This window comes from Methylotetracoccus oryzae (genome assembly GCF_006175985.1).
Lineage (GTDB): Bacteria > Pseudomonadota > Gammaproteobacteria > Methylococcales > Methylococcaceae > Methylotetracoccus > Methylotetracoccus oryzae.
In genome coordinates, this window is record NZ_SRSH01000003.1 from 205,608 (window position 1) to 222,290 (window position 16,683).

The 16,683-nt window shown below is 60.0% G+C and carries 18 protein-coding genes; 13 read left to right on the plus strand and 5 right to left on the minus strand.

Translation table 11 applies throughout. The features are described from left to right. Positions 1-930: 930 nt before the first annotated feature. The 11 genes from BWR02_RS04925 to BWR02_RS04975 all read left to right on the plus strand — a co-directional run bounded on the left by BWR02_RS04925 (position 931) and on the right by BWR02_RS04975 (position 6,723). Positions 931-1,200, plus strand: a complete 270-nt coding sequence (locus tag BWR02_RS04925; RefSeq protein WP_139556641.1) for a hypothetical protein — start codon at positions 931-933, stop codon at positions 1,198-1,200. Positions 1,201-1,402: 202 nt separating this feature from the next. Then, the gene (locus tag BWR02_RS04930; protein WP_139556642.1) at positions 1,403-1,723 is read left to right on the plus strand and encodes a nucleotidyltransferase family protein; all 321 of its coding nucleotides are present in this window, start codon (positions 1,403-1,405) and stop codon (positions 1,721-1,723) included. Then, entirely contained in the window at positions 1,720-2,175 is a 456-nt protein-coding gene (locus tag BWR02_RS04935) for a hypothetical protein (RefSeq protein ID WP_139556643.1), read from the plus strand. The genes BWR02_RS04930 and BWR02_RS04935 overlap by 4 nt, the downstream gene beginning before the upstream one ends. 192 nt (positions 2,176-2,367) lie before the next feature. After that, positions 2,368-2,562 (plus strand): DUF4351 domain-containing protein, encoded by a 195-nt coding sequence (locus BWR02_RS04940; protein ID WP_162560019.1) that lies wholly within the window; start codon positions 2,368-2,370, stop codon positions 2,560-2,562. Between the two features lie 114 nt (positions 2,563-2,676). Next, positions 2,677-2,976 (plus strand): nucleotidyltransferase domain-containing protein, encoded by a 300-nt coding sequence (locus BWR02_RS04945; protein ID WP_129885028.1) that lies wholly within the window; start codon positions 2,677-2,679, stop codon positions 2,974-2,976. A gap of 5 nt (positions 2,977-2,981) precedes the next feature. Next, the gene (locus tag BWR02_RS04950; protein WP_201276155.1) at positions 2,982-3,458 is read left to right on the plus strand and encodes a hypothetical protein; all 477 of its coding nucleotides are present in this window, start codon (positions 2,982-2,984) and stop codon (positions 3,456-3,458) included. A 440-nt stretch (positions 3,459-3,898) separates the two neighbouring features. After that, positions 3,899-4,207 carry a nucleotidyltransferase family protein gene (locus tag BWR02_RS04955; RefSeq protein ID WP_201276156.1) on the plus strand — a complete coding sequence of 103 codons (309 nt, stop codon included), beginning with the start codon at positions 3,899-3,901 and terminating at the stop codon, positions 4,205-4,207. A 96-nt stretch (positions 4,208-4,303) separates the two neighbouring features. Further along, positions 4,304-4,543: a HepT-like ribonuclease domain-containing protein gene (locus tag BWR02_RS04960; protein ID WP_139556647.1), complete on the plus strand. Its 240-nt coding sequence runs from the start codon at positions 4,304-4,306 to the stop codon at positions 4,541-4,543. 398 nt (positions 4,544-4,941) lie between these two features. Then, positions 4,942-5,913 (plus strand): DUF4351 domain-containing protein, encoded by a 972-nt coding sequence (locus tag BWR02_RS04965; protein ID WP_139556648.1) that lies wholly within the window; start codon positions 4,942-4,944, stop codon positions 5,911-5,913. A gap of 229 nt (positions 5,914-6,142) precedes the next feature. After that, positions 6,143-6,373 carry a DUF433 domain-containing protein gene (locus BWR02_RS04970; RefSeq protein ID WP_139556649.1) on the plus strand — a complete coding sequence of 77 codons (231 nt, stop codon included), beginning with the start codon at positions 6,143-6,145 and terminating at the stop codon, positions 6,371-6,373. Beyond that, positions 6,370-6,723, plus strand: a complete 354-nt coding sequence (locus BWR02_RS04975) for a DUF5615 family PIN-like protein (RefSeq protein WP_139556650.1) — start codon at positions 6,370-6,372, stop codon at positions 6,721-6,723. Before BWR02_RS04970 ends, BWR02_RS04975 begins: the two co-directional genes overlap by 4 nt. A 622-nt stretch (positions 6,724-7,345) precedes the next feature. Here BWR02_RS04975 and BWR02_RS04980 read toward each other — a convergent pair. From BWR02_RS04980 to BWR02_RS05000, 5 genes are all read right to left on the minus strand, one after another. Then, positions 7,346-8,494 carry a lipocalin-like domain-containing protein gene (locus BWR02_RS04980; protein ID WP_139556651.1) on the minus strand — a complete coding sequence of 383 codons (1,149 nt, stop codon included), beginning with the start codon at positions 8,492-8,494 and terminating at the stop codon, positions 7,346-7,348. A 191-nt stretch (positions 8,495-8,685) separates the two neighbouring features. Beyond that, complete coding sequence (locus BWR02_RS04985) at positions 8,686-8,925, minus strand: hypothetical protein (RefSeq protein WP_139556652.1); 240 nt, start codon at positions 8,923-8,925, stop codon at positions 8,686-8,688. Positions 8,926-8,960: 35 nt separating this feature from the next. Further along, a complete protein-coding gene (locus BWR02_RS04990) occupies positions 8,961-9,185 on the minus strand; it encodes a BrnT family toxin (protein WP_201276157.1) in 225 nt (74 codons plus the stop codon). Positions 9,186-9,541: 356 nt separating this feature from the next. Continuing rightward, complete coding sequence (locus BWR02_RS04995; RefSeq protein ID WP_139556653.1) at positions 9,542-11,872, minus strand: polysaccharide biosynthesis tyrosine autokinase; 2,331 nt, start codon at positions 11,870-11,872, stop codon at positions 9,542-9,544. Between the two features lie 201 nt (positions 11,873-12,073). Continuing rightward, positions 12,074-13,291 (minus strand): polysaccharide biosynthesis/export family protein, encoded by a 1,218-nt coding sequence (locus BWR02_RS05000; RefSeq protein ID WP_139556654.1) that lies wholly within the window; start codon positions 13,289-13,291, stop codon positions 12,074-12,076. A gap of 1,626 nt (positions 13,292-14,917) precedes the next feature. Between BWR02_RS05000 and BWR02_RS05005 the strand changes: the two genes are divergently transcribed. After that, positions 14,918-15,265: a MarR family EPS-associated transcriptional regulator gene (locus BWR02_RS05005; protein ID WP_139556655.1), complete on the plus strand. Its 348-nt coding sequence runs from the start codon at positions 14,918-14,920 to the stop codon at positions 15,263-15,265. 181 nt (positions 15,266-15,446) lie between these two features. Then, positions 15,447-16,487 (plus strand): UDP-glucuronic acid decarboxylase family protein, encoded by a 1,041-nt coding sequence (locus tag BWR02_RS05010; RefSeq protein WP_236101935.1) that lies wholly within the window; start codon positions 15,447-15,449, stop codon positions 16,485-16,487. Positions 16,488-16,683 lie beyond the last annotated feature (196 nt).

The following is a 16,683-nucleotide window of genomic DNA, read 5'->3' on the forward strand; positions in this document are numbered from 1 at the left end:
GGCGAACCGACCAATGCCCTGGCCGAATGGCAATACGCCGAGAGGGCTCGGCTCCTACAGGGCGGGTGCAGCTCCGCCAGCGCGACCGTGCGCCGGCCCGAACCCCGCCTCCCAACCCGTCATTCCCGCGGAAGCGGGAATCCAACGCCCCGGGCACATCGGGCATTTCTTGTAGGAGCCCGGCCCTCCGGGCGAACCATCGATACCCTGGCCGAATGGCAATACGCCGAGAGGGCTCGGCGCCTACAGGGCGGGTGCGGCTCCGCCAGCGCGACCGTGCGCCGGTCCAAACCCCGCATCCCCCGTCATTCTCGCGGAAGCGGGAATCCAGGACCCTGGCCGTATCCGCGCATTTTCTTGTAGGAGCCCGGCCCCCCGGGCGAACCGACCAATGCCCTGGCCGAATGGCAATTCGCCGAGAGGGCTCGGCGCCTACAGGGCGGGTGCGGCTCCGCCAGCGCGGCCGTGCGGCGGCCCGAACCCCGCCCCAGGCCGTCATTCCCGCGCAAGCGGGAATCCAAGGCCCCGGGCACATCGGGCATTTCTTGTAGGAGCCCGGCCCTCCGGGCGAACCGACCGATGCCCTGGCCGAATGGCAATACGCCGAGAGGGCTCGGCGCCTACAGGGCGGGTGCGGCTCCGCCAGCGCGACCGTGCGCCGGCCCGAACCCCGCCTCCCAACCCGTCATTCCCGCGGGAGCGGGAATCCAAGGCCCCGGGCACATCGGGCATTTCTTGTAGGAGCCCGGCCCTCCGGGCGAACCATCGATACCCTGGCCGAATGGCAATTCGCCGAGAGGGCTCGGCGCCTACAGAGCGGGTGCGGGTCCGTCATTGCACCGGCGCTGCTTGCGGACGGCTGCGCCGGGATTAGGCGCTGTCTGCAAATGACCTGACTCATCACCGGCCCCGCTTTCATTTAGTGAGCGGGTGATCTCCGTAGCGATCTTCCTGCGATCAGGTTCCGGGCCGGATCGTTTACGTCTCGGCGAGGATCGGCATGCCGATCTCGATTTTCGCTACACCGCCTGCGACCACCCTGCACAGCCGGCGCTCGACTATCAAGACAGCGACGATTTGGTCGTGCGCTTGGCGCTGCCGACCATGCATTTTCTGACCGAGCGCCGCCGCGACATCTATGCGGCCGCTCAGATCGGGCTGATCCAGTTCGCGGGCGTTCCGAACCGGCGCTCGAAATAAGGTGACTTCATCGATTACCATGCGAACTTCACCGACGAGGAACAGGCCCGCTAACGGGCGACCTACGTCAACGAACCAGGTGAACTGATGGGGTTTGCACCACATTTGCTTCTGAACCATTGGGATGCCCAATCCCGCCAATTCGTTTCGATGGCCGATGGCTGGGCGGGAAGTTCATGATGGACCGTCCTCTACGACACCGATGCGATTGAATCAGCGTGAAATCGCCTGCATCGAACAAGCTGCACGTGAAAGTTTCGTGCCCTGTACCCGCGTGTCCTTATTCGGATCGCGGCTCGACGATGCGCGACGCGGAGGAGATATTGATCTGTTGATAGAAACTCCGACGGCTCTTGCCCCGGACGATCTCGTGGCGCGGCGTCAAAGGTTCATTTCCCGGCTATACCGGCTTCTGGGGGAACAGCGCATCGATGTGCTGATCGTGCCATCGGGCTGCCCGGATGACCGGCCTGTAGTGCGAGCGGCGCGACGTCAAGGATGCCAACTGACCGAAGTGAAATGAAGACAGAGCATCCGCAGTTAGCAACGGCGGTTTGGGAAGCGGATCGCCATTTCGAAGTGCTGACGGAGGCCTTGCAGGACTGGGATCGCTTACCAGCACAAAGCCTGGCGGAGCTGGAGGCCGACCGCGGCAAGACGCGACTGGTCGACCAACTGTTGTTCCGATTTACCAAATTACAGGACGCCCTTGGTCAACGTCTCGTTCCTGCGACCCTGGCCGCACTCGCTGAACCGAATGACGCGTGGCCGATGCGTGACCGTCTAAATCGCGTGGAAAAGCTCGGATATCTGGACGTGGACGACTGGATGCGTTGGCGTGAAACCCGCAACCGATTGGCGCATGAGTATCCCGACAAGGATGATCTGCGATTTGCCGTCATGAGGGCAGCAATCGACGCGGGCCGGGAACTGGCGCAGTGCTACGATGCCTGGCGCAGCAAGCTGGGCGCGTGAGATCTACCGCGAGGTCTTTCATCTGTCGAGCGCTACGCCCACGATCACAGTTTCATCGATTACTATGCCAACCCGATCGACGAGGAACAGGCCTACTAACGGGCGACCTACGTCAAGGAACGAGTTGCACTATCGGGCTTCGCACAACGTTATCGATCGGAAGGCGAACAACTTGGGATAAAAAAGGGGATCTTGATCGGCCAAGAGCAAGGGATCGAGAAGGGTATCCCCCAAGGCGAAGCCCAGATTTTGCGTCGGTTGCTCGCTCGCCGCTTCGGCCCTTTGTCCGAATGGGTCGAAGTCAAACTAACCGAAGCCTCGACCGATACGCTGGAGCTGTGGGCCGACCGCAGCCTCGACGCCGAGTCGCTGGAGGCCGTATTCTAGAACTGTGGTCCTGGCCCGGCTTCACGGAGGAGAACCGGCCCCATGACGTACTTCTAGGCGCGCAGCCTTCTGCGCGAATAGGCACTTCTGGTTTATCGCTTTCCAACCGCAGGCATGAGACTCACCCCTGAACAGATTGAGACCATCCGGCGCACGACATGGGAGATTTTTGGCGCTGAGGCGCGCGTCCGTCTCTTCGGATCGCGGCTAGACGATTCCGCACGGGGCGGTGACATCGACCTTCTCGTTGAGCCGGGCCTGCCGATTGCCGAACCCGAGCGTAAGCGGCTGGAACTGGTGGCCCGCTTGCAGCTCCGAATGGGGGATCAGCCGATCGATGTACTGATTGCTGGCCCGCAAGTCCAACCCGGCGATATCTACGACCTGGCGCAACGACAGGGTGTCCTATTGTGAACGGCGTGGAATTACTTCCGGTAGATCGCTTTCGGCAGACCCTGGAGGTCGTTGGGCGCGAGGCGAAACACCTCGAGTTCAGTCAAGGTCGACTGTTTCAGCACGACATCGACGCCGCTTGGGTCCAGTCACTGGAGCAGTACCCGGAGTTGGGCGAGCGTCTAGAGGCATTCGTGTCCCGTTTTGGCCGCATGCAGGACACCATTGCCGACAAGCTCTTGCCGCGTTGGCTCCTGGCACTGGCGGAAACCCCTGGAAGTCTGATTGAGGTTCTGAATCGGGCTGAGCGACTTGGTGTGGTTGAGAGCACCGAGCGGTGGCTACAGGCCAGGAAGCTGCGCAACCGGCTGATACACGACTACATGGTCGATCCCGCAGCGTTCGCTGCTGACCTCCACTTGGCGCGAGAGTTTACCGATATGCTGCTGAAGACCTATGCTCGGATACGCGAGTTCGCCGAAGCCCGAATGCAGCAGAGTTAATCCAATCGGGCGAAATTTCGCATCGGGACCCATCGAAGTACGGGTAGGGAAGGCGCCCCGTAACACATGCCACATAGCTTCTCGCCACGGAGCGGGAGAAGGGCAGGCAAGCAAGCGGGGCATGGTCGGGGTGCCTCCATGCCAGGGTTGGGCTCTGACGGCAGATGACCTGACGCACCGAGGGCCCGCAGGACGCATGCACGATCAGAACTTCAAGAACCTGCTCCTGGACTGTCCGAAACGTAGGGGCAATTCATGAATTGCCCCTTATATCTCGATTCGTTTCCTCGCAAGGGAGAGAATCCCCGGCCGATCACCGGGAGGGACGCGGGGAAGTCGGGCGCACGCTGAGGCTTCGATCCCCTGACCGGCAGCAAGACCGTCGCCTACATGCAGCGCAGCTGAATGCGGGATAGAATGCGGACGGAATGGAGAAAGCCGTGATTCACTTGCCGAAACACCAGCGAGAAGCCATAGCCGAGGCCTGCCGACGGTCCGGTGTGTCGCGGATGTACCTTTTCGGGTCCGCGCTCCGGGAGGATTTTCGGGCCGGCGACAGCGATGTCGATCTGCTCGTCGAATTCGGTCCAATGAGTCCTCACCAACTGGCAGACGCGTATTTCGACTTGCTGGATTCCCTGCGCTCTATCCTCGCCGCCCCAGTCGATCTGGTCATGGCAGATGCCGTGGAGAACCCCTACATCGCGGCCGAGATCCAGCGCACCCGGCAGATCGTCTATGCGGCGTGATGCAAGGGCTTATCTTCTGGATATCGTCGAGGCTTGCGACGCGATCGCGGCAGACCTTCAAGGCGTCGATCTTGATGCCTACCGCGCAATAGCCGCTTGATTCGCTCGGCTGTGGAACGCGAATTCACGATCATTGGCGAGGCCTTGTCGGCGCTGTCTCGGAGTGCCCCCGAGTTGTTCACCTCGATCGGACACGCCCGCCGTATCATCGACTTCCGCAACCGGTTGGCGCACGAGTACGCCACCGTCAACCACGCAGTGGTCTGGGCCATTGCCGATCGTGACGTACCCGTCCTCCGTCGCGAATGCGCCGAACTTCTGAAGCAACTGGGTTGAACCTGGCAGATGCCCGCAGCGGAAGCCCCAAAACCGATTCGGGGGCGATCCGCCAAAATCCGCGCACCGACGCTGGTTACCAAACGGGGCTACCGCAACGGACGATTTCTGAGCCCATTCGTGCGCGCAGCGCGCGCTACGGGATGATCCAGGGTAGCGTTCGCCGTGCGCACGGACAACGGCATGCTCCGGGCGAACCGACCAATGGCCAGGCCGGATGCTCATTCGCCGAGAGGGTCGTAGGTGCGATTAGCGTAGCGTAATCGCACGAACTTGGTGCTTCCATTCCTCCGAATACGCTGCGCTATTCGGAGCTACGCTGGCTGCTTGCGGCACGGCTGCGTCGGGGTTAGGCTCTGACGGCAGATGACCTGACGCACCGAGGGCTCGCAGGACGCATGCACGATCAGAACTTCAAGAACCTGATCCTGGACTATCCGAAGGAAGCGTTGGCCTTCTTTGCGGCCGGGGAAGTGGACCGGGACGTGCTGGCTCGGGCGCGCATTTTGCCGCTGCGTCAGGAGCAATTGCAGGAACGCCTGGGTGAGCGCTTCCGCGAACTGGACACCCCGCTGCTCGTCGAGTGGCCCGATGGACGCCGCGAGGGGCTGTTGTTCGTGATCGAAGAAGAGACGGAGACGGGCCGCTTCTCCATCCACCGGTTGGCGCACTACTGCCTCGATTTGGCGGAACTGCTCGACACGGAGCGGGTGGTCCCCGTAGTGATCTTTCTGCGATCAGGTTCCCGGCCGGATCGTTTATGCCTCGGCGGACACCGCGCTACCTATCTCGACTTTCACTACCTCGCCTGCGACCTTTACGCACTGCCGGCGGTCGATTACCAGGACAGCGACAACCTGGTCGTGCGCTTGGCGCTCCCGACCATGGCCCATTCGGCCGAAGCGAGACTGGACGTGTACGCCGCAGCGCAGATCGGGTTGATCCAACTCGAGAGCGATCCGAACCGGCGCTCGAAATACGTCGACTTCATCGATTACTATGCCAACTTGACCGACGAGGAACAGGCCCGCTACCGGGCGACCTACGTCAACGAACGAGGTGAACTCATGGGCTTTGCACAACATTACCGAGCGGAAGGCGAACAACTTGGGATCAAAAAGGGGATCTTGATCGGTGAAGAAAAGGGTCGGCGGGAAGGCAAGCTGGAAGGCAAGCTGGAAGGCAAGCTGGAAGGCATTCCCCAAGGCGAAGCCCAGATTTTGCGCCGTTTGCTAATCCGCCGCTTCGGGCCACTGCCCGAGTGGGTCGAAGCCAAGCTGAGCGAGGCCTCGACCGACACACTGGAACTGTGGGCCGATCGTCTGCTCGACGCCGACACGCTGGAGGCCGTGTTTCAGGATCCTCTGTAGGAGCCCGGCCCTCCGGGCGAACCAACCAATGCCCGGGCCGGATACGCATGCGCCGCGTACGAAAATACGGCGCGACACGGCAATGTGTGGACCGCGATCATGTAGGGGCAATTAATGAATTGCCCCTACGGAAAAAGACCACGGCCTGTTTCGCAACACGCACCCATCATTCCTTGCGCGCAGCGCACGCCAGGCGACTGAGTTGCACTGATCGAGGAGCAATAACGCGATGCAAACGATTGACCGCATTACGACAGACCCCAGCATTTGTCATGGCAAGCCTTGTATTCGGGGGTTACGTTATCCCGTCGAAAACGTGCTCGAATGGCTAGCCGGGGGAATGACCATCGACGATATTCTGGGTGACTACGAGGATCTCGAACGGGAAGATATTCTCGCCGTTCTTGCCTACGCTGCACGATTAGCGCATGTGAAGAGTATCAATGGCATAGCCGCATGAGATTTCTGGTAGATGCCCAACTACCGCGCCGTCTCTGCGATTGGTTGCGGCAAGAGGGGCACGATGCAGTACACACCCTCGACCTCGACTTGGGCAATCGGACACCGGACGCTGAAATCATGCGTTTCGCAGATCAACACGGTCGGATTGTGGTGACGAAGGATGACGACTTTGTCCAATCCTTCCTGTTGCGGAACACGCCGCAGCGACTACTGTTGATTGCTGTGGGGAATGTTTCCAATACAGAGCTCGGACGGTTAATTTCAGCAGCCTTGCCAGCAGTGTTACGAGCGTTCGAACACGCTCGGTATGTCGAGCTTGGTCGGCATTCATTGATCATTCATCAATGATTCGACGGAAGACACCAGCAAGCCGATGGGCTCGTGCTCCATGATTACCGGTAGGAGCCCGGCCCTCCGGGCGAACCGAGCGATACCCTTGCCGGACGCGCATGGGCCGCGCACCAAAAAGCGGCGCGACACGGCAATGAACGGACCGCGATCATGTAGGGGCAATTCATGAATTGCCCCTACGGGAAAAGACCACGGATTGTTTCGCAACACGCACCCAGCATTCCGTGCTACGAGACTGCCGCACCCCCCAACCCCGTCATTCCCGCGGAGGCGGGAATCCAAGGCCCTGGCAGAACCTACGCATTTCCTGTAGGAGCCCGGCCCTCCGGGCGAACCAACCGATGCCCTGGCCGGATGGCAATTCGCCGAGAGGGCTCGGCTCCTACAGGGCGGGTGCGGCTCCGCAGCGCGGCCGTGCGCCGGCCCGAACTCCGCCTCCCAACCCCGTCATTCCCGCGGAAGCGGGAATCCACGGCCCTGGCCGTATATGGCATTTCCTGTAGGAGCCCGGCCCTCCGGGCGAACCGACCAATGCCGCGGCCGAATGGCAATTCGCCGAGAGGGCTCGGCTCCTACAGGGGAGGCAATCACGCCTCCAGCACCCCTCCAACCACCCCCCTCACCGCCCATCCGCCGGCCCCTTCTTCGGCGCCTTCTTTTCCTGCGTCGGATTGACCTCCAAAAACCCCTTGCCGGTATGGCTGCCCGCCACCTTCACGGCGCCTTCCCAATAAATGGTGTGCGTGGTCTGGCGTGAATCCACCTCGGCATTCTGCATGACCGGAACGACCTTCACGTCGATCCCGTGCTTTGGTATCCGCACATGCCAGGCGATGGGGTAGGGGATGGCGGTCGCCGGACTGATCCAGGTACTCGTCGACGACAGGCTCACCTCCGGCTCGTGCAGCACCTCCGTCCGCCCATTCCGCGTATACGTCCCCGAGAACATCGGCAGCGCCGACGACCCGTCGGTCAACTGGTACAGCATGATGTCCGCACCGTCGTCCAGCTGCAGCGCGAACCAATTCCAGGTGAGGCTGGGCGGGTGAAAGTCCCCCCACTGATGATCGAACCAGCTTTCCCCCGTTACCGCGATCGGCTTGCCGCGCAGCAACAGCGTCCCCAACACCTTCATCCGCGGCCGCGAATAGTAATAGCTGGTGCCCCCCTGATGGAAATCGAGCAAGCCGGTGCCGCCCTGCAGCACGGCCGGGGCGCTGTTCTCCAGCTTCAACTCGAACGCGAAATCCCGCGTCTTCGCCTTCAGCGTGTCCTTGCCGCCCCCGCCGGTCATCGCCAGGTCACCCAGCACGAAGCCGAACCGCTCCTGCGTGCCGAAGGACGGATTGCCGGTCGTCTCCTTCTGGAAGCTGTAGCGCTTCAGCGTCTGATGATCGGTCAGCGCGACATGCGCCACCGTATAGCCCACGGCCGAATTGACGACGAAGAACACGTAATGAAAGCTGAACTCCCGCCCGTCGTCCGCCTTCAGGTGGCCGTTGTAGTACCACCACTCCATGTAATCATCGTGCGGCGCGTCGTCGCGCGGCAATTGCACCAACGCCTGATGCTGACTGTGACTGGAATACACCGCCGGCGCCGGCCGATAGCCGCCCAGCCAGCGCAGCAGCAGCCCGAGCAGCAGGACCAGCAGCACCCAGGAACCAATCTGACGCCACCGCTTGATGCGCTGCCGCCGCTTCGACGACGAGCGTCGCCGCTTGCCGCGGCGCGTAGAGGAGGGTGGCCCTGAGAGCTTATCTGTCATCGGGTGAGTACGATCAGATCACGTCATGGCAGGGGCAGAAGGTAACCTCACTCGCTGCCGTCCCCGCATCGCCGGCCTTGAACTCCGTATGTCAACCGTAGTGAGCGCCGTGCGCACGAACAACCTTGAGTTCTGTGGGCCAAACGTAGGGCGGATAAGCCGTCAGGCGCATCCGCGGATTTCACGCGCCTTTATGAGCTTCTGTTTGTGTCTTTTGTCAGGCCAGTGGATGCTTCGGCGATCCTGATCAATGACAGGAGTGCTTCATTGACCGCTTCCTCTGACGGAAACGCCTTCGCTACTTCAGGTCTCAGAAGAACCAGGTTGTGGCCTTCGTTATAGGCCTCATAATATTTGCCACGAACCCCGGCACCCAGGTCCGCTCTTTTATAATCGGGCCTCATTTCATCTTGATCCTTAGCCTTTTTCATAAATCTCTCTCTCGCGTTTCTGCATGAGTCGAGCGCTAACGATTCGCATGGATCCATCTCGTTCGGTAGGGGGAGACAAAAACCAATTTACCGGTTCTTGTGGTGCCGAATGTCGGCAGCCTGTGCGCGCCAATGGAATGATCGGGATCATCAAAGGTAAGCGCCAATGGATCACCAAAGACCGACGCGGCCTCGCGGAAAGACACACCATGCTTTTTCAGGTTGATCTCGGCTTTTCGGTCGTCCCATTGGAATTCCACGTGTCACCTTCGCGTATTCGTCCCTGGTCTGAGGTTAGTTCTACCGATCATGGTGTCTCTGTCCCTATTGCCCGAGAGGGCCCCCGTCTGGCTTGAGCCCGACACCCCGCCGGTCAACCGTAGCGTGCGCCATGCGCACGAACAACCCAGCCGTAGCGTCGGTCGGCCCGTCGGTCGGCCCGTCGGTCGGCCCGTAGGTTGGGCTTCAGCCCGACAATTCGCCTACGTGCGCGCGGCGCATGCTACGACACGCTCGGTGGTTGCGCGCACCCCGTTCAGGAAAAACCTCAACCGTCGCGTGCGCCATGCGCACTAAACGCCGCGTGCCCTACGTACGAAAAGCCCCCTGTCTGCGGTTACGCCTTTTTCTTCTTGTCCTTGTACGTATAGCTGTAATCGTACTTCCGATATCCGTACCCGTACCCGTACCCGTACCCATAACCGTAGCCGTACCCTCGTGTCGCGATCGGCATGCCATTGAACACGAAGCCCCGCAGGTTGACTCCCGCGTTCTCCAGGCGCTTAACCGTGTCGCGCAACTGGCGCATCGGGTGGGCGCCCGCGCGTGCCACCAGCAGCGTGGCACCGGCCTGCTGGCCGATGATCATCGAATCCGTCGCGGCGAGCACCGGAGGCGAGTCGATCAACACGATGTCGTAACGGTTCTGCAACTCCTGCAGCAGCTCCCCAAAATGGTCATGCATCAACAATTCGGACGGGTTCGGCGGCATCACACCCGTGGGTACCAAATGCAGTCCTGCGACCGAGGTCTCGTGTACCACCTGGTCCAGTGTCAGGCCAGCACTGATGTATTCCGACAAGCCATTGTCACGCGGCAAGCCGAAGAAGCGGTTCAAATGACCTTTCCGCATATCGGCATCGACCAGTATCACCCGCTTGCCCGATTGCGCCAGAACAGCGGCCAGGTTGACGCTGATGAAGGATTTGCCTACCCCCGGCGTCGGGCCGGTTAGCAGGACCGAATTCTCCCGCGCATCGATCATGGCGAAGTGCAGGGTGGTCCGCAGGCTGCGCAGGCTTTCCACGGCCAAAGCATCGCGCTCCACATCGGCGACGACCCGGCTGACGAGGTGCGCGGGTTCGGTCTTGCGACGTGGGGCCTTCCGAATTTGCTTGTCCAGCTTTTCCTGCTCCACGCAGTGGGGCACGGTCGCGTAGACAGGCAGATTCAAACCTCCTTCGATCTCGTCCGGATCCTCCACGCCGCGGCGGAACGTGCGCAACAGGAATGCCAAACCGATGCCCGCGGCGAGCCCGCCCAGCACCGACAGCAGCCGAATCCGGGAGACCTTGGGTGACACCAACGCCGCGGGGTGCATCGCGTGGTCCAGGATACGCACCGTGCCGATCGTGCCCGCCTTGGCAACCCGGAGCCCCTGCGCGCTGTTCAATAGCGAGGTGTAGAGTTCCGTGCTGACCTGAACGTCACGGGAGTAATTCAGCACATCCTGCTGCGTCTGAGGCAGTTTGGTTGTCCGCTTGTTAAGGTCATCCAGCCGGGCGCGCGTCTCGGCAATCTGTGCATCCAGTGCGATCACCTGCGGATGAGCCGGCGTAAAGCGCTGCGTCAGCTCCCCGCGTCGCAGATCGAGCATGCGCAGTTCGGATTCGATGGAAACGATCTGATTTAGCAAGGTCTGCGTTTCCAGCTGCAGATCCACCGAGCCCGACTTGCGGCGATAGCTGTTGTAGTTCTGCTCCGCCGTTTCAAGCTGGTCCTTCATGTCGGGCAGCTGCTTCTCGATGAAAGTCAGCTGCTTTTGCGCTTCCTCGGAGCGGCGCTCGACGTTCTGCCGCAAGTAGACACGGTCAACCTCATTCAAGATATCGACGACCGCGACCGGGTCGGGATCGTTCAGCGTCAGTTCTATGACCTGCGACTGCCGCCCTCGCTCTTTCACAACCAGGTTGGTCTGGAGCGCCTGAATCGCGGACAAGGGGGACAGGCGCGTGATTTTGAACTCGGTGCCGGGTCGCGCGTGCAGTTCCGACACGAACAGCTGCAGCGCCTGGCCGTCACCCATCTCAGAACGGATCTTTTGACCAACGCGGCCTTCCACTAGTGGCTTTTCGTTTTCCCCAAAAACCTGGAACGCCCCCTCTTCACCAGCGCGCAGGATGAAGGACGCCCCAAGCAGGCTGTTGGGCACATCCAGGCTGGAGAGCTTGATCCGCTCGCCGCCCCAGGCATAGTGTTCCAACCCAAACCAAGGCTCGGCGATGGACTCCGGGGAGTCCGGTTGATAGTGGCGCGCTATCGCATCGCCAATAATCGGGAAGAAGTTCGGCCTGGCAACGATATCCAATTGCAAGTGGTCGACCACGCGGCCGAGCACCATACGCGACTTGATGACCTCGATCTCGGCCGAGGTCGAGGCCTCTTCCTGTGTCAGCGACATCATCGCCTCGAGGCCCGGCAGCGATTTCTTCTCGTCCTCGATCAACACCAATGCATCGGCAGCGTAAATCGGCACCGCCTTGTAGAGGTAAGCCTGGCCTGCCAAAGCCACAAGACCCGTCACGCCCGCAATCAGCCATTTGCTCTCGGCGATAATCGCCCACCAGCGCAACAGGTCGAGGCCGTCGCCTTCGTCTTCGATCAGGTGTTCCGTGCGCGCAGGCGCCGAGCCGCTGAGGCCGGCGGGTTTCTCTTCGCTTTCTTTCATGATCCGGGGCGGGGTATTAATTCGGACGTTCCGTGTGACGTTACGCGGGTGATCAAGACCGGTTTACCTAAAGCTATCGACCGCTAAAGGCGTTGTTACGACCATTCTTACAGGCCTATGCGGAAGAGCACGCTGGGTCAGCGGTGGCTGGCCCAGCGCGACAGATTTTGCAGTCACACCTAGCCGACTTTGGGTTCCGCGCTATTTGGCAATGGCAGCACCGACCGTACCCCATTGGATGAACGGCTGGAAGGCCTGAACAACCTTGCCGAATCTATGGATATTTGCTGTCGCGACGTAAACCACGTCCTTGTGGCGAAGTGGGAACCGACTAGCCAATTCGAGTTTGTCAGGCCGATTTCCATCCAGCAGATAGACGATCGGCTTCGTTTGCCCTTGCCGCAAGACTATGATCTGCGAAGCATCGGCCGTGGCCATGATCAGACCGCCGCCACCGCCACTGTTGCCGCCGCCGCTGCTGGCTCCCAGAATTGGGCTTTGCGCGCTACCCATCAACGCTGCCGCAAGTGTCAACCCTCCACGTTCAAACGGACGTAAGCCCTGACGCGTCGTCTCACCCATCACGTATACATGCTCGGAATCCGCGTTTTCTATCTCGACGATGTCACCGGGCAGCAAGACGATGTTCTCATCAAAACGGCCGAAGTCATAAATGTGGAGCAGGCTGATCGTCAGCGTCTTGTCCTTTCGGATCACCTTGACGCGGTCCATTGCCGCAGTGGGCCGCACGTCTCCGGCGGCCTGGATCGCATCGAGTAAGCGCAAGGGTACGTCAGAGATCGGCACGCCAGTCGGCTTCATGACTTCACCGGTAACCAGCACCTTCTTGCTGCGGAAACTCGTCACGCGCACGTCCACCTGCGGCACGGCAATGTAGCGTGCCAGGGCCTGAGTGAGGATCTCGCGGACTTCCTCAACCGTTCTGCCGGCCACTTTAGTGGTGCCGGCAAAAGGAAAAAAGATGGCCCCATTGGCGCTGACCGTGAGGGCGGCCAAGCCACTGCCCACCTGGGTCTGCGCGGCGTCGGTTGCCGACGGGCTAGCCGCCGTCGGTGCCTGCGTCATGCTCAGTTCGGGGTGGTCCCACACCGCGACTTCGAGCTGATCGCCAGGTCCGAGCCGATAGACCAGCGATGCCGGATCGATAATCCAATCCGCGGGGATTTCCCGTTTGGCGTCCCGGGCCACGGCCTGAGTTCGCTCGGTCTGCAGCCGCGTCACCACATCGGTAGTGACCGGCACCAAGGTGTAAGTCTCCTCTTCCTTGGCTTGATCCTCCGATTCGAACCAGCCGCGCCCCGCGTCGAGATTCAGGCCCGGAGCGATCACGCACCCGGCGAGCAGCGTTGGGCACAGCAAAATCCCTATACGGGCACCCGGTGAAAGTTTGTAAACCACGGGCTAACTCCTCGAAAGATAACGATTTCAGACTTCGTTCAGACAGTGTCCATCCTTCAGGTCCAGCTACAACGATAGTGTGTTGACTGAAGCCATTGATGCGGTCCAATGGGTCAGGTCGCCCGCCTACGGTAACACGACACCAGTCCGGGAATCTCAGGCTTTCCTACGACACATCCATGCCAGGAATACTTACAGGAGGACCCCGGAATAGCTGTGTTAGATCACCATGCGATGTAGATAAGGAATTGCGGTGGAAGCATAAATGCCTCTTCGTGTCCCTTGATCAAATCCCCACCCGTGAGCCTCTCGGCGCCACTCAAATGCCCAATTCAGGCGCATTGATGTTACATGGGCGAACATTAGCAGTAAGCTTGGCGACGGTCTAGCCTTCAGCTGTGTGGACTTTATGGGTAACGCATCGGCTTATGCTACGGGCAGCGTAAGCAATTGCACGATCGCATCGTCATGCGAGCGCTGGTCAGGTACGTGCCGAACCCGGCACCTGCCGCGGGGTCGCTCCGTCCATGCTCGAGCGTTCGCGCACCGCATTCAGGTGCTTGGTTCGCCGGGGAGGCTTCACCTGCCATTCCCACGGAACTCTGACCCTTCATTCCCGCGAACGCAGGAATCCACGGAATTCCCGGGCTACCCGGCCTCGCCCGATAGCCGCAACTCACGGCCTCAACATCCTGCCAACGGAGAGGATGCGTCTATCCCCACATCTGCAATCAATGGCTTAATTGGACTTCTTCTATCGGTTAAGTATCAGGCACGACGAGGATAAGGGGTTGCGCGATAGTCCGGCACGCCGCCACACATCTTGGACGACATCAAAGGGTGGCGTCGGATTTATGCCGCAGAGCGTTATAGGGGATCGCCTTAAAATGATGAGATCAAGAAACTGTGTGTCTTCCAGGATCAATCCCGACAAGCCCATCCGGTTATTCATGGGTTGCAGATGGCGACAGGAATTCAGTCCCAAATGCAGGGTATGTTGCCCAACTTCATTTCTGACCACCCCTTGGAAAATTCCCGTCTGTTAGTTGTTGATACGGAAAGCATTCCTCGTCAGCTGGAAACTCTCGGGGCACCCCGCTCGCGTCAACATGTTATTGCGAAAACGGCGCTACTGTCTAAACCATTTGTGCCCCGACGCGTAACTTGCCACGTTCGTCGACCCACGTTATCCTTCCGTTCAACAAATGAACGGTCCGCCCAAAATCGATTGCCCGCGGCTCAGGCCACTGTAAAGATCGGCGCGAGGCGGTTCACATGCGACCGAGCACCGGTGCCAGGTCCCATCCTGACTCCGCACAGCGGTAGCGTGCCCAAAGCGACCGTCCGGGGAGGACGGAAGGATTGAGCGGTCTTCATTCGTCGCTCCGGTGGACGCCCGACGCATTGCCCTCGTACGCACTGCTTGCCACGGCTCATACTGATGGAGTTCTGCCGAGTGAACAGGCTCGACGGGTCAAGGGCAAGCGAAACCGGCCATGACCACGGGGCCACAGCATCCACAATTGAGGAGATTAATCTGGAGTTGCGCGTACTAGGGGGAAACCAGAAGCTGAAGTGCTTTATAGTCAACGCAGGCCTGCGGGGATTTGACCGTAAGGTGCGCGGATGACGCCACGGGAACAAGCCCACCTTCAAGTGCTTAAGATACTTGCGGAGCGACCCGAGATCAGTCAGCGCGAACTGGCCGAGGCTCTTTTGGTCAGTCTTGGGAAAACCAACTATCTGATTAAGGCACTGGTCGAGAAAGGGCTGATAAAAGCTGAGAATTTCCGGCGCAGTGACAAAAAACTTGGTTATTTGTATGTGCTTACGCCAAGCGGCATCGATATGCGCTTGCGTCTGATGCGCACCTATCTCGCGCGCAAGGAGGCCGAATATGAAGCGCTGCGGGAGGAAGTGGAAAAACTGCGCAACGAGCTGGGGCTAAATGATCCGATGCCACCGTCCCAGTAGATCGGGCGAATGCTGTCGCAACCATATCGATCGTGCGGCTTTGGTAGCATGTATCCGCCGACAAAGCGAAAGACCGATAGCCATCATGTCACGACGGTAATCCGGATTATCGGGTCAGTCCGGTATAGGACTCTAGAACGCGGCCGAACGGGACGTTACTTTGGATGAGGGGCGATTTCGCTTGATTCTGGAGTTCTCCCACCAAGACGACCAAAGTATTGTTAACCATCTATCAGACGGTACGAGAAATTCCATGCGCTCCAGCCTTAGAAAACGCGTTCTCGTCACCGGCGGCGCCGGCTTTTTGGGCTCTCACCTCTGCGAGCGTTTGCTGCAGGATGGGTGCGACGTACTCTGCGTCGACAACTTTTACACGGGGGCGAAAGAAAACCTACTCCAGATCCTCGATAATCCGCATTTCGAGTTGATGCGGCATGACATAACCTTTCCACTTTACGTGGAAGTGGACGAGATATACAACTTGGCCTGCCCCGCGTCGCCGATCCATTACCAGTTCGATCCAGTGCAGACTACCAAGACCAGCGTGCATGGATCCATCAACATGCTGGGTCTTGCTAAACGGGTGAAGGCTAAGATCTTCCAGGCGTCGACCAGCGAAGTATATGGGGATCCCGAAGTGCACCCACAGCCTGAGGGTTACTGGGGCAGGGTCAACCCGATCGGTTTTCGCTCCTGTTACGATGAAGGGAAGCGCTGTGCCGAAACGCTGTTTTTCGACTACCGACGGCAGCACAGCCTGCGGATCAAGGTGGCGCGAATCTTCAACACCTATGGCCCACGGATGCATCCAAATGACGGGCGCGTCGTTTCGAACTTCATCGTGCAGGCCCTCAAGAACGAACCGATTACGCTCTATGGTGATGGTAGCCAGACGCGCTCGTTCTGTTACGTGGATGATCTCATCGAAGCATTCGTACGGTTCATGGCGACGCGCGATGAACTGCCCGGTCCAGTGAACCTGGGCAACCCGGGCGAGTTCACCATCAAGCAACTGGCCGAGAAGGTCATCGATTTGACCGCGTCTCGGTCGGAAGTTGTCTACCAGAGCTTGCCGAGCGATGACCCAGCGCAGCGCAGGCCGGACATTGGCGTGGCCAAGGCCGAGTTGGGCTGGGAACCAACAGTCCAACTTGAAGAAGGGCTGCGGCGCACGATCGCCTATTTCGACAGTTTTCTGAGTGGCCCCGCAATTAGCGGATGAAAGCAACGAACCCTTGAAGCGCTGCCGCTTGGGTGATTAGAGGAGATGCTTTGCTCTGTGCTTTTCATCGCTGCCAGGGACCGAGACCAGCCTGCCACCCGAGAAGTATCGCGGCTCATCTGCGTGGACGTCACAAATCCTTCTGCTCGCCGGCGAGCAGTCTTCTCACCGTGGCGGCAACCCACCAGCCATGACA

What these genes read in the sequence shown, in the direction of transcription:
- BWR02_RS04930 (WP_139556642.1), top strand. Translation starts at nt 1,403, where the DNA reads ATGCGATTGAATCAGCGTGAAATCGCCTGCATCGAACAAGCTGCACGT.
- BWR02_RS04935 (WP_139556643.1), top strand. Translation starts at nt 1,720, where the DNA reads ATGAAGACAGAGCATCCGCAGTTAGCAACGGCGGTTTGGGAAGCGGAT.
- BWR02_RS04945 (WP_129885028.1), top strand. Translation starts at nt 2,677, where the DNA reads ATGAGACTCACCCCTGAACAGATTGAGACCATCCGGCGCACGACATGG.
- BWR02_RS04965 (WP_139556648.1), top strand. Translation starts at nt 4,942, where the DNA reads ATGCACGATCAGAACTTCAAGAACCTGATCCTGGACTATCCGAAGGAA.
- BWR02_RS04970 (WP_139556649.1), top strand. Translation starts at nt 6,143, where the DNA reads ATGCAAACGATTGACCGCATTACGACAGACCCCAGCATTTGTCATGGC.
- BWR02_RS04975 (WP_139556650.1), top strand. Translation starts at nt 6,370, where the DNA reads ATGAGATTTCTGGTAGATGCCCAACTACCGCGCCGTCTCTGCGATTGG.
- BWR02_RS04980 (WP_139556651.1), bottom strand. Translation starts at nt 8,494, where the DNA reads ATGACAGATAAGCTCTCAGGGCCACCCTCCTCTACGCGCCGCGGCAAG.
- BWR02_RS04985 (WP_139556652.1), bottom strand. Translation starts at nt 8,925, where the DNA reads ATGAAAAAGGCTAAGGATCAAGATGAAATGAGGCCCGATTATAAAAGA.
- BWR02_RS04995 (WP_139556653.1), bottom strand. Translation starts at nt 11,872, where the DNA reads ATGAAAGAAAGCGAAGAGAAACCCGCCGGCCTCAGCGGCTCGGCGCCT.
- BWR02_RS05005 (WP_139556655.1), top strand. Translation starts at nt 14,918, where the DNA reads ATGACGCCACGGGAACAAGCCCACCTTCAAGTGCTTAAGATACTTGCG.